This window comes from Streptomyces sp. NPDC028991 (assembly GCF_055564775.1).
Genome location: NZ_JBVHVP010000004.1, coordinates 29,412 through 43,261 on the forward strand (window position 1 = coordinate 29,412; position 13,850 = coordinate 43,261).

The window sequence follows — 13,850 nt, forward strand, 5'->3', positions numbered from 1 at the left end:
ATCACGACGGAATCCGCCACGGTCACCGCCGCGGTCGTCACGGCGGTCGAAGGAACGCCCACCACGGTCGTCACGACGGTCGAACGAACGCCCACCGCGGTCACCACCACGGTCACCACGGTCATCACGACGGAATCCGCCACGGTCACCGCCGCGGTCGTCACGGCGGTCGAAGGAACGCCCACCACGGTCGTCACGACGGTCGAACGAACGCCCACCACGGTCACCACCACGGTCACCACGGTCATCACGACGGAAACCACCACGGTCACCACCGCGGTCATCACGACGGTCGAAGGAACGCCCACCACGGTCGTCACGACGGTCGAACGAACGGTCGCCGCGGTCGGCGAAGCGGTCACGGCCGTTGCCACCGCCGCTCCGCTCGGTCTTCTCCCCCTTCTCCGCGTCCCGCGCGCCCGGCTGCTCGGGCAGCGAGACCTCGGCCTGCGCCTCGGACGCGGCGGCGGCCACCTCGGCCAGCACCGCCTCCGGGTCCTCGCCGCGCTCCCGCGCGACCCTGGCGACCAGCCGGTCCGCCTCCTCGCGCAGCTCGGTCGCGCGCCGCTGGGCCCGCTCCAGTTCCTTGTTGAGCTGGGCGACCTCGCGCTCGGCCTGCTGCGCCGCGTTGCCCGCGGACTCGGCCTGGACCTCGGTCATCGACCGGGCCCCGGTGATCTCGGCGACCTCCGGCTCGAAGGCCGCGCCGCCCTGGATGATGTGGCGCGTGGCGTCGACGCCCGCGTCCTCCATCAGCCGGAAGATCTGGCGCCGCTGGTGCGGCAGCGAGAGGGAGACGACGGTGCCGGTACGACCGGCGCGCGCCGTACGGCCGGCGCGGTGCAGGTAGTCCTTGTGGTCTCCGGCCGGGTCGACGTTCAGGACCAGGTCGATGCCGTCGACGTGGATGCCGCGGGCGGCGACGTCGGTGGCGACCAGGACGTTGACGTACCCGTCCTTGAAGTCGGCCAGGGTGCGGGTGCGCGCGCCCTGCGTCATGCCTCCGTGCAGCGCGTCGGCCTTCACGCCCGAGTCGCGCAGCTGCTCGGCGACGCGGTCGGCGCCCAGCTGGGTGCGGACGAAGATGATGGTGCGGCCCTTGCGGGAGGCGATGGCCGCGGTGACCGGCGCCTTGTCCTTGGGCTTCACGACCAGGATGTGGTGCGACATGGTCGTCACGGCGCCCTGGGCGGCGTCGACCTCATGGCTGACCGGGTTGTTCAGGTACCGGTCGACGAGGGTCTTGATCTCGTTCTCCATGGTGGCGGAGAACAGCATCCGCTGACCGCCCGCCGGCACCTGGTCCAGGAGCTCGGTGACCTCGGGCATGAAGCCCAAGTCGGACATCTGGTCGGCCTCGTCGAGAACGGCGATCTGCACGTTCTCCAGGGAGCAGGCGCCGCGCTTGATGATGTCGCGCAGCCGGCCCGGGGTGGCGACCAGGACGTCGACGCCGCGTTCGAGGGCGTAGATCTGGTTGCCCATGGACGTGCCGCCGCACACGACCTTCATCTTCAGCCCGAGGACGTCCCCGTACGGCTGGAGCGCGTCGGCCACCTGCATGGCCAGCTCACGCGTCGGCGTCAGGATGACGGCCCGCGGCTTGTGCTTCTCGGTGCGACCGCCGGACAGCGTGGCCAGGGCCGGCAGACCGAAGGAGAGGGTCTTGCCGGAGCCGGTGCGGCCCCGGCCGAGGATGTCCTTGCCGGCCAGGGCGTCCGGGATGGTCGCGGCCTGGATCGGGAAGGGGGTGGTCACGCCGTTCTGCGCGAGCTTGCGCACGACACCCTCGGGCAGACCCAGCGCGGCGAAGGTGACCTCGGGAGCGGCCTCGACGGCCTCGGTCCCGGTCTCCTCGACCGTCTCGGTGAGGTCGGGGATGTCGGCGTTCTCGGGCACGACGACGTGATCAGTACTGATGATGGACATGCGAATGCGAAACCTTCCGGAGTCTCTCGTCGGCACGCGCCCGTCAACTCCGTGAATCGCGATTCGCAATACGACCGCCTCAATGCGGTCCACCACGGCAAGGGAGAGAGTACGCGCCACACGGCGCGCTCTGCGGTGGCGCCGGGCAAATGGGATCAAACGATCTGCCACCATACGCACCCCCCACCCCCGAAGGCAAACCGAGTAGCACATGCCCAGCTCAGCCGGGCTGTCACCCCACGTCGGAGCCACGCCAGGGCCGCTCCCGAGCCACTCCCGAGCCACTCCCGAATCACGCCGGGCCGCGTCCGAGCCCTCACGCGGCCACGCTCGCCTACGCCGGCGCCCCGGCCTCGGGGGCCGGCTCCCGCTGCGCCAGCTGCGTCCCCGGAGGCTCGTGCGCCGACGAGGACGGCTCCGCCGTCGTCGGCTCCGGCGTCGGGGACTCGGGCGGCTCCGGGGGCGGCGTCGGCTCCGGCTCGACCGTCCGGGTGGGCTCCGCGGGCGGTGTGCGGGTGGGCGCCGGATCATCGTCCCCGCCCTTGGCCGGCGGGGCCCCGGACGGGCGGGCGGGCGGCGGAGCGGAAGGGGTGGCGTCCTTCCCCCTCCCGGCCTCTTTCTCGCCCTCGCCCTCGGCCTCGCCCTTGCCGTCGCCCTTGCCCTTCTTCCCCTTGGCGCGCCCCCGGTGCTCGTCGGCCGCCGCGTCGTACCCGGCGTTTCCGCCCGTCACCGCGGGGCCGCCCTCGGGTACCGCGCCGCCCCGCTCCCCGGTGGAGTGCGACGGCTTCGCGCCCCCGCCGGACGCGTCGTCGCCGATGCTCATGCAGCCGGCGGCGGCCGCTACGGCCACGGCTGTGGCGGCCAGACGGACGGGAACGTACAAGGGGCGCACGGGCGGCCACCTCCGGGGGTCAGGAGTCGCCGTGCCCAACTCCCGTCACCCGCAAGAGGACACGCGCCACGGGCCGCGGACCTTGACCCGAGCGCGTCACCCGTACCCGAGGGCGTGCAGCCGCGCGTCGTCGATCCCGAAGTGGTGCGCGATCTCGTGCACCACCGTCACCTCCGTCTCCGCGACGACGTCCTCACGCGTCTCGCAGAACCGCAGCGTCGGCCCCCGGTAGATGGTGATCCGGTCCGGCAGCACCCCCGCGTACCACTCCCCGCGTTCGGTCAGCGGTGTCCCCTCGTACAGCCCGAGCAGCTCCGGGTCGTCCGTCGGCGGTTCGTCCTCGACGAACACCGCGACGTTGTCCATCAGCCGCGTCAGCTCCGGCGGAATCCGGTCCAGGGCCTCGGCGACCAGTTCCTCGAACTCCTCGCGCGTCATCTCCAGCACAGGCCCATTGTCAGGTACGACCGTGGCATACGACACAGCCGTCGGCCCCGCCATCCTTCCCGTCGTCCCCGCCGTCGTCCCCGCCGTCGTTCCCGCCGTCGTCCCAAGCCACTTCAGCGCACCCCATGCGCACCCGCGCCGCTCCCGGGCGCTCCCACCGATTCCCACCGATTCCCACCGCCTCCCCCCGCGTCCGGCAGCCGGAGGCCGCCGCCCGCATATCCGCCCCGGGCCGTGGGCATACGGGACCAATGGTCCGCGTCCCCGCCGCAGCCCTGCACGCCCTGGCCGAGGTGATGAAACCCATCCGCAACGCCCCGCGCGCCCTCATCCGCCGCCACCACGCCCGCCGGACGTCCCCGTCGGCCGAACTCGCCCCCCGGTCGCGCCCCTGGACCCGCGCCGTCGGCCTCGTCGCCGTCGTCCTGCTCGGAGCCTGGATGGGCCTGCTGATCGTGGGCGACGTCCGTGTCCCGGTCGGCCCGATGAACACGACGATGACCCTGCGCCCGTCCCTCGCCGGCGGCACGAAGATCAACGTCTCACCGCTGGGCGCCCTCCAGCTCGACAGCCACATCGCCCCGGTCCGCCTCGACGTCAACGTCGACCAGCTCGACCCCGACCGCGCCCAGGCCCTCGTCGACCACCCCGAGCGCCTCTCCGGTCTCCAGGACGAGGTCGCCCAGGACGTCGAGCACGGCACCCTCGACCTCGCCGTCCGCTCCTGCGTCGCCGTCGTCACCGGCGCCACCGCCCTCGGCCTCGCCGTCTACCGGCGCCCCCGACGCGCCCTCGCGGCCGGCGGTCTCGCCCTCACCCTCCTGGTCGCCTCCGGCGGCACCGCGTACGCGACCTGGAACCCCGACTCCGTCCTGGAACCGAAGTTCTCCGGCCTGCTCTCCTCCGCGCCCTCCCTCGTCGGCAACGCGCGCAGCATCGTCACGGAGTTCGACGTCTACCAGAAGGAGCTGGCCCGCCTGGTGACGAACGTGACGAAGCTCTACGACGCCACCTCCACGCTCCCCGCCTACCAGCCCGACCCGACCACGATCCGTGTCCTGCACGTGTCGGACATCCATCTGAACCCGGCGAGCTGGAAGATCATCGCCTCGCTGGTGGAGCAGTACAAGGTGAACGTGATCGTGGACTCGGGCGACACGATGGACCACGGCACGGCCGCGGAGAACGGCTTCCTGGACCCCGTCGAGGACCTCGGCGCCCCCTACGTCTGGGTCCGGGGCAACCACGACTCCCGAATCACCCAGAAGTACCTGCAAGGCCTCAAGAACGTGCACGTCCTGGACGACGGCCGGGCCCGGACCGTCGCGGGCCTGCGCTTCGCCGGCATCGGCGACCCGCAGTTCACCCCCGACCGTTCCAAGCCGGACGGCGCCGAGGCCTCCCAGGAACTGGCCGGCGCCCGCCTGGCCTCCGCCCTGCGCGACCAGAGCGCGGCCGGCACCCCCGTGGACGTCGCCGTCGCCCACGAGCCGTCGGCGGCCCGGGAGGTCGACGGCGAGGTGCCGCTGGTCCTCGCCGGTCACGTCCACCGCGAGGACATGGAGGTCATGAAGTACGGCACCCGTCTGCGCATCGAGGGCTCTACCGGCGGCAGCGGCCTGCGCGCGGTCGAGGGCGAGCACCCCGACCCGATCCAGGCGTCGATCCTCTACTTCGACCGGGACAGCCGGCGCCTCCAGGCCTGGGACCAGATCAAGCTGGGCGGTCTGGGCCTGACGACGGCCGAGGTCAGCCGCCACCTGCCCAAGGAGAACCAGCCGGGCGCGACCCCCTCCCCCTCCGGCACGGGCCCGTCCCCCACCGGCACCGGCCCCTCGGGCGCCACCCCGACCGGCCCGACGCCCAGCCCTCCGTAAACCGTTTTGGCGATACCTCCCGCCATCCCATATGCTTCTCACGTCCCCGACGCGCTGCGAAGCGCCCAGGCGGGCCGATAGCCCTCATCGTCTAGCGGCCTAGGACGCCGCCCTTTCAAGGCGGTAGCACGGGTTCGAATCCCGTTGGGGGCACGCAGTACGGTGTGCGACACTGTCGTACGAAGCTTGGTCCTGTGGAGCAGTTTGGAGTGCTCGCCACCCTGTCAAGGTGGAGGCCGCGGGTTCAAATCCCGTCAGGACCGCTGAGGTTTCACGTGAAACCTCGCGGCTGGGTAGCTCAGTTGGTACGAGCGATCGCCTGAAAAGCGATAGGTCGCCGGTTCGACCCCGGCCCCAGCCACATTCAACCCCCGTCGAGATCATCGACGGGGGTTTTGTGTTGCGCGGGTGCTACGCGAGTGCTGCACAGATACCGCTCAGGCACCGCGCAGGTACCGCGCAGAGGGCGGGCGGCGCGGCCGGACGGAAATCGTTCGCCACGAAATTCGCGGGGATGAGATCCTGGAACCCGTATGTCTACGCACCCCGCCCCCGCCCTCGGCACCCTCGCCCCCCGGCTGACCGAGCTGTCCCTGCGCGACGCGCACCGGCTCGGCCGCAGGCTCGAGGGTGCGCGGAAGATCCGTAAGCCGGAGGCCCGCGCCGCCGTTCTCGCCGAGATCGAGGCGGAGGTGGCCAAGGCCGAGCAGCGCATCGGTGAGCGCCGGGCCCGTGTGCCCGCCGTCAGCTATCCCGAGCAGCTGCCCGTCAGTCAGAAGAAGGACGTGATCGCGGAGGCCATCCGTGATCACCAGGTCGTCATCGTCGCCGGTGAGACCGGGTCCGGGAAGACCACGCAGATCCCGAAGATCTGCGTGGAGCTGGGTCGCGGTGTCCGCGGCATGATCGGACACACCCAGCCGCGGCGGATCGCCGCCCGTACCGTCGCCGAGCGGGTGGCGGACGAACTGGACACTCCGCTCGGTGAGGCCGTCGGCTGGAAGGTGCGCTTCACCGACCAGGTGAATCCGGACGCCACCTTCATCAAGCTGATGACGGACGGCATCCTGCTCGCCGAGATCCAGACCGACCGCGAGCTGCGCGCCTACGACACGATCATCATCGACGAGGCCCACGAGCGGTCCCTCAACATCGACTTCCTGCTGGGCTACCTCGCGCAGCTGCTGCCGAAGCGTCCCGACCTCAAGGTCGTCATCACCTCGGCGACGATCGACCCCGAGCGTTTCTCCCGGCACTTCGGCGACGCCCCGGTCATCGAGGTCAGCGGGCGGACGTATCCCGTGGAGGTCCGGTACCGGCCGCTCCTCGAAGAGGACGGCGACGACGCCGACCGCGACCAGATCACCGCGATCACCGACGCCGTCGAGGAGCTGATGGGGGAGGGCAAGGGCGACATCCTCGTCTTCCTCTCCGGTGAGCGGGAGATCCGGGACACGGCCGACGCGCTGGAGAAGAAGAAGTACAGATTCACCGAGGTACTGCCCCTGTACGCCCGGCTGTCGCATGCCGAGCAGCACCGGGTGTTCCAGCAGCACACCGGGCGAAGGATCGTTCTGGCGACCAACGTCGCCGAGACCTCGCTGACCGTCCCGGGCATCAAGTACGTCATCGATCCCGGCTTCGCCCGCATCTCCCGGTACAGCCACCGCACCAAGGTGCAGCGGCTGCCCATCGAGCCGATCTCGCAGGCCAGTGCCAACCAGCGCAAGGGCCGCTGCGGACGGACCAGCGACGGAATCTGCATCCGGCTGTACAGCGAGGACGACTTCACCGCGCGGCCGGAGTTCACGGACGCCGAGATCCTCCGTACCAACCTCGCCTCCGTCATCCTGCAGATGACCGCGGCCGGCCTCGGCGACATCGAGAAGTTCCCCTTCATCGACCCGCCGGACCACCGCAACATCCGCGACGGTGTGCAGCTCCTCCAGGAGCTGGGCGCGCTGGACCCGGCGCAGAAGGACGCACGCAAGCGGCTCACCGACACCGGCCGCAAACTGGCCCAGCTGCCCGTGGACCCGCGGCTGGCGCGCATGGTCCTGGAGGCCGACAAGAACGGCTGTGTCCGCGAGGTCATGGTCATAGCGGCGGCGCTGTCCATCCAGGACCCGCGGGAGCGCCCGGCGGAGAAGCAGGCCCAGGCCGACCAGCAGCACGCCCGTTTCAAGGACGAGACCAGCGACTTCCTGGCGTTCCTCAACCTCTGGCGGTACGTCCGTGAACAGCAGAAGGAGCGGGGTTCGTCGTCCTTCCGCCGGATGTGCAAGCAGGAGTACCTCAACTTCCTGCGGATCCGCGAGTGGCAGGACATCTACACACAGCTGCGCACGGTCGCCAAGCAGATGGGCATCCACCTCGACGAGCAGGACGCCCCCGACGACCGGGTGCACGTCTCGCTGCTGGCCGGACTGCTCTCCCACGTCGGCATGAAGGACGTGAAGGAGGGCGCGAAGAACGAGTACCTGGGCGCGCGCGGCGCCAAGTTCGCGATCTTCCCGGGCTCGGCGCTCTTCAAGAAGCCCCCGCGTTTCGTGATGTCCGCGGAGCTGGTGGAGACCTCGCGGCTCTGGGCCCGCGTCAACGCGAAGATCGAGCCGGAGTGGGTGGAGCCGCTCGCCGGGCACCTCCTCAAGCGCACGTACAGCGAACCGCACTGGGAGAAGGACCAGGCCGCGGTGATGGCGTACGAGAAGGTGACGCTGTACGGCGTGCCGATCGTGGCCCAGCGCAAGGTGAACTACGGGCGGATCGATCCGGAGGTCAGCCGCGAGCTGTTCATCCGCAACGCCCTGGTCGAGGGCGACTGGCGCACCCATCACAAGTTCTTCGCGGACAACCGCCGGCTGCTGACCGAGGTCGAGGAGCTGGAACACCGCGCGCGGCGCCGGGACATCCTGGTCGACGACGAGACGCTGTTCGACTTCTACGACCAGCGGGTGCCCGAACACGTCGTCTCGGGTGCGCACTTCGACTCGTGGTGGAAGCACAAGCGGCACGAGCAGCCCGACTTCCTCGACTTCGAGCGCGAGATGCTCATCAACGAGAAGGCGGGGGCGGTCACCAAGGACGACTATCCGGACTCCTGGCGGCAGGGGCCGCTGAAGTTCCGGGTGACCTACCAGTTCGAGCCGGGTGCCGACGCCGACGGCGTGACCGTCCACGTGCCGCTCCAGGTGCTCAACCAGGTGACGGACGAGGGCTTCGACTGGCAGATCCCGGGACTGAGGGAGCAGGTGGTCACGGAGCTGATCCGGTCCCTGCCCAAGCCGATCCGCCGCAACTACGTGCCGGCCCCGAACTACGCGCAGGCGTTCCTGGACCGGGCCGTGCCGCTCCAGGAGCCGCTGACGGTGACCATGGCGCGGGAGCTGAAGCGCATGGTGGGAGTGCCGTTCGACGCGGAGGACTTCGACTGGGCGAAGGTCCCCGACCACCTCAGGATCACGTTCCGGATCGTCGACGAGCGGCGCCGCAAGCTCGCCGAGGACAAGGACCTGGAGGCGCTCAAGCTGCGCCTGAGGCCGAAGGCCCGCAAGGCCCTCTCGCAGGCCGCGGCGGCCACCGCCGAGCGCAGTGGCGGCGAGTCGCTGGAGCGCACCGGGCTGACGGACTGGACGATCGGCACGATGTCCCGGGTGTTCGAGACACGGCGGGCGGGTCAGCCGGTGAAGGCCTACCCGGCGCTGGTCGACGACGGGCCGAAGGCGGACACCGTCTCCGTACGCCTCTTCGACACGGAGGCCGAGCAGGCGCAGGCGATGTGGAAGGGCACGCGCCGGCTGATCCTGCGCAACATTCCGGTCAGTCCCGCGAAGTTCGCGTCCGAAAAGCTGACCAACCAGCAGAAGCTGAACCTGTCCGCGAATCCGCACGGTTCGATCCAGGCGCTGTTCGACGACTGCGCGACCGCGGCGGCGGACAAGCTGATCGCGGACTTCGGCGGGCCGGCGTGGGACGAGGAGTCGTACAGGAAGCTCTACGACAAGGTCCGCGCGGAGATCGTCGACACGACCGTCCGCACGGTGGGCCAGGTACAGCAGGTGCTGGCGGCCTGGCAGGCCTGTGAGCGCCGCCTGAAGGCCGTACGGAGCCCCGCGCTGCTGGCGAACCTCCAGGACGTGCGGGGACAGCTGGACGCGCTGGTGAAGCCCGGCTTCGTCACGGAGGCTGGGATCAGGCGGCTGCCGGACCTGCTGCGCTACCTGGTCGCCGCCGACCGGCGTCTGCAGCAGATGCCGACCGGCGTCCAGCGGGACACCTCCCGGATGGAGAAGGTCCACGAGATGCGGGACGAGTACGCGTGGCTGCTGGAGCAGATGCCGCAGGGGCGGCCGGTTCCGCAGCAGGTCCTGGACGTCCGCTGGATGATCGAGGAGCTGCGGGTCAGCTATTTCGCGCACGCGCTGGGCACGGCGTACCCGGTCTCCGACAAGCGGATCGTGAAGGCGATCGACGCGCTCGCGCCATAGCGGAACCCGTGACGAGGTCCGTACGGAGGGTGAGTTCGCCCCAGGGGCTCGCCCTCCTGTAGAGTCTCTTCTCGCAGCGCAACGCAGCAGAATCCATAAGCGACTCCGTCGCGTGGGCGCCGCAAATCCTGGTCCTGTGGAGCAGTTTGGAGTGCTCGCCACCCTGTCAAGGTGGAGGCCGCGGGTTCAAATCCCGTCAGGACCGCAGCGAAGAGGCCCGCACCGACTGGTGCGGGCCTCTTCTCGTGCTCCCCCGACACGTCCCACCCCACGGCCCCCAGAAGCCCTCCCCGGCCCTCTCGCGGCCTTGACGGCGTCACATTCGCTCGGTACTCCAAAAGGCAAGGCACGTTCTCCGTGCGACCCCTGGAGGTGGCGTATGGCGGCATCGGTCAGGCACGAGACGCGGGCCCTGCTCCGCGCGCATCTGTCGGCCGCTTCGTCGTACCGCCACCTGACGCGGCACTGTCCGATCTGCCACCGGCTGCTGCGGCTGGCGTTGGACTCGCCCGCCCCGCAGTCTCCGACAGGCCGTCAAGAGGGCGCCGGCGGCGGGAGCGCACCCACCGAGTGAACCGCGCCGGCCTCAACGCCCTTGCCACGCAGACCTGCTGGAGCCCACCCGTCCACTAGCGCACATATGCCAGAGCCAACAAGGACCGCGCCGTGTGACGGGTGTCACCGCATGAGTTTTTGAAACCGTGGCACTTACGACTCCTCTACAACTGGTCAATTTAATATGTGCAATTGCACTGCTCCTCAGGGCCCGCGCACAGCCGATCCGACAGCGCTCCCCAGACTCCGACAAGCCCGCCCACAGGGCCGGTCGGCAGGCACTCACCAGGCACAGGACCGGGCACAAAAAAGATCGCGCTGGACCCGGCGGAGTCCAGCGCGATCAACGACGCACCCCTGTTGGGGCAGGAGCGGCATCATTTGGAGCTGTAGGTTCCGAGCGCCTCGGCGGGTTGGGGGACCTGCCGTTTTGCCCGGTTATTCAGTTGTTCAGGCCTCGCTGCGCTGCTGCGGAATGCCCGCGAGCAGAGCGCGGACCTCGGCTTCGCGGTAGCGGCGATGCCCGCCGAGCGTGCGGATCGACGTGAGCTTGCCGGCCTTCGCCCAGCGCGTGACCGTCTTCGGGTCGACGCGGAACATGGTGGCGACCTCAGCCGGGGTCAGCAGCGGCTCGGCATCAGGGGTGCGAGCGGTCATGAGCGGCCTCCTCGGGAGAACCGAACCTTCTCGGTTCTTTCCTCTAAATTCTGCACCTTGACCCGCGTTGCCCGAAATGGCGGACGCGAGTCGAGTCGGTTATAGGACGAACGGCTTGTCCTCGGCACTACAACTACACCATCCGTCCAGCCGCGTCGGCCAAACCGATGGAATTGCCCTCCCAGGTGTTCATCAGCGACGGAAGCCGATGGACCATGCCATAGCGGACAGTCACGCCCTTGTGACGATCAGTCACAGGGCGAACGGGAGTCATCAGACCCATCACGAGACCCCCCAAAGCGTGCGATGCGGAGATTCCGCCCACGGTGCGTCACAGCAGGACGGAAGGAGCCCTCCCCGGGCTCCTTGTCCTATTTTGGCATGAGGAGGGGGAAGGGGCGCAAGAGTGATGTACGTGCGGTCCGTCACGCTTGACTCATACGCCCGGATCGGTACCTAAGCCCGGATCGGGACCTACGTCCCTTGTTGGCAGAACATCAGCACACCCGGGGCACGTGTCGGACCGGAAGACCAAACCCCACATCGGGCGGTACGTCAAACGTCAGTTCGCCGACCGCCGGTCCCGGACCGCCCGCCAGCGCTCCACCAGCCGCCCGTACGCGGCCCCCGCCGTGGCTCCGTCGCCGTGCCGCAGCGCCTCGATGCCCTCGGCCACGTCCGCCGCGGAGTGGTCCGCCTCCAACTCGCCGGCCGGCAGGGCGTGCACGAGCCCGCCGTAGTCCAGCTCGACCAGTGAGCGCGGGTGGAACTCCTCCAGCCAGCGCCCCACGTCCACCAGGCCGTCGATGAGCGGCCCCTCGTCCATGGCCTCCTTCAGCGCCCGCAGGCCCCGGGCCACTCGCCGGCGGGCCTGCACCATGGGCGTCCGGTAGCGCAGCACCGGCGCGGGGGCCCCTTCGCCGTCGCCGCCCTTGTCGTACTCCCGCTCCGCGTCGGAGACCAGCACGAACCAGTTGATCGGCACCTGCCAGGTCGCGGTGCGGATCCAGGGGCGGGCGTCCGGGTTGCGCTCCAGCCAGCGCTCGTAGTCCTGGGTGGTCTCGCGGCGTACGACCGGCGGGATCAGGGCGTCCAGCACCGGTTCCGGGAAGTCCTCGGCCAGTTCCCCGAGCATCTGCCAGCCGCGCAGCCGGGTCCGCCAGGGGCAGACGCAGACCACGCCGTCGAGCTCGGTCACGAAGGCGTCCGCGCTCTCGTGCACCGGAACCGCCACGGGCGGGGTGGGCAGCAGGTCGGCCAGCGAGCGCCGCAGCTCGTCCTGGTAGGAGGGCAGGTCGGTGCGGCGGGCGTAGCGGGCCCAGTGGCCGCGCTCCTCCTCCGGGAAGGCGGCCAGCGGTTCGTACACGCGCAGGTACGCGGCGTAGGGGACGATCACCGAGGACACCTTGGGCACGCCTGCTCCCTCCCCCGCGCACCGCTTCGAAAACCTGCGGTAGCCGATCACAAACGCGCGGGAACCTCTGCAAATCGTCGCACGCCCGTACTCCGTGCGGAGGTGATCCTGGGCACTGTGCGGCGGGCGGTCACCGCCAGGCTCTAATCTCATGCCAAAGTCCCCGCCACCCGCACGGGGGCCCGTCTCCACCCGCCGCAACTACACAGGAGTCACCACCGTGACCGACGTAACCGGCGCACCTGCTGATGTACTGCACACCCTGTTCCGCTCGGAGCAGGGAGGTCATGAGCAAGTCGTGCTCTGCCAGGACCGTGCCAGCGGTCTCAAGGCCGTCATCGCCATCCACTCCACCGCCCTGGGCCCCGCGCTCGGCGGTACGCGCTTCTACCCGTACGCGAGCGAGGCGGACGCCGTCGCCGACGCGCTGAACCTCGCGCGCGGGATGTCGTACAAGAACGCCATGGCCGGGCTCGAGCACGGCGGCGGCAAGGCCGTGATCATCGGCGACCCGGCGCAGATCAAGAGCGAGGAGCTGCTCCTGGCCTACGGCCGGTGCGTCGCCTCACTCGGCGGCCGGTACGTCACCGCCTGCGACGTCGGCACGTACGTCGCCGACATGGACGTCGTGGCACGCGAGTGCCGCTGGACGACCGGCCGCTCCCCCGAAAGCGGCGGCGCGGGCGACTCCTCCGTACTCACCGCCTTCGGCGTCTACCAGGGCATGCGCGCCTCCGCCCAGCACCTGTGGGGCGACCCGACGCTGCGCGGCAGGCGCGTCGGCGTCGCCGGCATCGGCAAGGTCGGCCACCACCTGGTCGACCACCTCGTGGCGGAGGGCGCCGAGGTCTTCGTCACGGACGTGCGCGAGGACGCCGTGCGGCGCGTCACCGAGCGGCACCGTGACGTGCTGGCCGTGCGGGACACCGGGGAACTGATCCGCGTCGACGGCCTCGACGTCTACGCCCCCTGCGCGCTGGGCGGCGCGCTGAACGACGACACCGTGCCGGTACTGACCGCCAAGGTGGTCTGCGGCGCGGCCAACAACCAGCTCGACCACCCGGGCGTGGAGAAGGACCTCGCCGACCGCGGGATCCTCTACGCACCGGACTACGTGGTGAACGCCGGCGGAGTCATCCAGGTCGCCGACGAGCTGCACGGCTTCGACTTCGACCGGTGCAAGGCGAAGGCCGCGAAGATCCACGACACCACGCTGGCCATATTCGCACGTGCGAAGGAAGACGGTATTCCGCCGGCCGCGGCGGCCGACCGGATCGCCGAGCAGCGGATGGCGGAGGCACGTACCCGACGGTGATCGCGCGGCCATCCCGCAGTGATCACCCGCAGGTCGGAGCGGTGTCTTCGCAGGTTTGACCGGTACCCGCCGGGGGGCAGTTAGAGAGAACTCTCACTTATCCCGGCGGGTCGACCGTCGAAAGGTGGTTAAAATCGCCGTTGACCAGCGAGGACAGGGTGCCTCGAAGGTCCTGGGCGTAGCCACGTCCTGCGGGCGACGTACCGTATGGGCGTGGGCTCAGGTACCGTGGAAGCCCTACGGACCGGTCTCTCCACGGGGAGCCCGTTCCGGACCA

General features: G+C 70.0%; 9 protein-coding genes and 4 tRNA genes. 8 read left to right on the forward strand and 5 right to left on the reverse strand.

Features of this window, described 5'->3' with window-relative positions; all coding sequences use genetic code 11:
- The 3 genes from ACZ4V1_RS10345 to ACZ4V1_RS10355 form a co-directional block, all read right to left on the reverse strand.
- The coding region (locus tag ACZ4V1_RS10345) for a DEAD/DEAH box helicase (protein WP_468332402.1) at positions 1-1,929 on the reverse strand (1,929 nt) is incomplete at its 3' end.
- Between the two features lie 334 nt (positions 1,930-2,263).
- Positions 2,264-2,821 (reverse strand): hypothetical protein, encoded by a 558-nt coding sequence (locus tag ACZ4V1_RS10350; protein WP_468332405.1) that lies wholly within the window; start codon positions 2,819-2,821, stop codon positions 2,264-2,266.
- 96 nt (positions 2,822-2,917) lie between these two features.
- The gene (locus tag ACZ4V1_RS10355; RefSeq protein ID WP_189869689.1) at positions 2,918-3,268 is read right to left on the reverse strand and encodes a metallopeptidase family protein; all 351 of its coding nucleotides are present in this window, start codon (positions 3,266-3,268) and stop codon (positions 2,918-2,920) included.
- Between the two features lie 251 nt (positions 3,269-3,519).
- On the opposite strand from ACZ4V1_RS10355, the gene ACZ4V1_RS10360 reads away from it, so the two are divergent.
- The 7 genes from ACZ4V1_RS10360 to ACZ4V1_RS10390 all read left to right on the forward strand — a co-directional run bounded on the left by ACZ4V1_RS10360 (position 3,520) and on the right by ACZ4V1_RS10390 (position 10,206).
- Complete coding sequence (locus ACZ4V1_RS10360; RefSeq protein WP_468332408.1) at positions 3,520-5,145, forward strand: metallophosphoesterase family protein; 1,626 nt, start codon at positions 3,520-3,522, stop codon at positions 5,143-5,145.
- A gap of 80 nt (positions 5,146-5,225) precedes the next feature.
- Positions 5,226-5,298 (forward strand) — tRNA-Glu (locus ACZ4V1_RS10365).
- 35 nt (positions 5,299-5,333) lie between these two features.
- Positions 5,334-5,408: transfer RNA gene (locus tag ACZ4V1_RS10370), tRNA-Asp, on the forward strand.
- Between the two features lie 24 nt (positions 5,409-5,432).
- A tRNA-Phe gene (locus ACZ4V1_RS10375) sits at positions 5,433-5,506 on the forward strand.
- A 172-nt stretch (positions 5,507-5,678) separates the two neighbouring features.
- The gene (gene hrpA, locus ACZ4V1_RS10380; protein WP_468332411.1) at positions 5,679-9,632 is read left to right on the forward strand and encodes an ATP-dependent RNA helicase HrpA; all 3,954 of its coding nucleotides are present in this window, start codon (positions 5,679-5,681) and stop codon (positions 9,630-9,632) included.
- 130 nt (positions 9,633-9,762) lie between these two features.
- Positions 9,763-9,837: transfer RNA gene (locus ACZ4V1_RS10385), tRNA-Asp, on the forward strand.
- A gap of 174 nt (positions 9,838-10,011) precedes the next feature.
- The gene (locus ACZ4V1_RS10390; protein WP_468332414.1) at positions 10,012-10,206 is read left to right on the forward strand and encodes a DUF6274 family protein; all 195 of its coding nucleotides are present in this window, start codon (positions 10,012-10,014) and stop codon (positions 10,204-10,206) included.
- Positions 10,207-10,637: 431 nt separating this feature from the next.
- Here the strand turns inward: ACZ4V1_RS10390 and bldC are convergent, their stop codons facing one another.
- Both bldC and ACZ4V1_RS10400 read right to left on the reverse strand, forming a co-directional pair.
- On the reverse strand, positions 10,638-10,844 hold the full coding sequence (gene bldC, locus ACZ4V1_RS10395; RefSeq protein ID WP_003949541.1) for a developmental transcriptional regulator BldC: 207 nt from the start codon (positions 10,842-10,844) through the stop codon (positions 10,638-10,640).
- Positions 10,845-11,406: 562 nt separating this feature from the next.
- Positions 11,407-12,258, reverse strand: a complete 852-nt coding sequence (locus ACZ4V1_RS10400; protein WP_468332417.1) for a DUF8083 family protein — start codon at positions 12,256-12,258, stop codon at positions 11,407-11,409.
- A 220-nt stretch (positions 12,259-12,478) separates the two neighbouring features.
- On the opposite strand from ACZ4V1_RS10400, the gene ACZ4V1_RS10405 reads away from it, so the two are divergent.
- The gene (locus ACZ4V1_RS10405; RefSeq protein WP_468332420.1) at positions 12,479-13,573 is read left to right on the forward strand and encodes a Leu/Phe/Val dehydrogenase; all 1,095 of its coding nucleotides are present in this window, start codon (positions 12,479-12,481) and stop codon (positions 13,571-13,573) included.
- Positions 13,574-13,850 lie beyond the last annotated feature (277 nt).

Excerpts from the sequence above, each read along its gene's own strand:
- hrpA (WP_468332411.1), top strand. The coding sequence starts at position 5,679 with ATGTCTACGCACCCCGCCCCCGCCCTCGGCACCCTCGCCCCCCGGCTG.
- bldC (WP_003949541.1), bottom strand. The coding sequence starts at position 10,844 with ATGACCGCTCGCACCCCTGATGCCGAGCCGCTGCTGACCCCGGCTGAG.
- ACZ4V1_RS10360 (WP_468332408.1), top strand. The coding sequence starts at position 3,520 with ATGGTCCGCGTCCCCGCCGCAGCCCTGCACGCCCTGGCCGAGGTGATG.
- ACZ4V1_RS10390 (WP_468332414.1), top strand. The coding sequence starts at position 10,012 with ATGGCGGCATCGGTCAGGCACGAGACGCGGGCCCTGCTCCGCGCGCAT.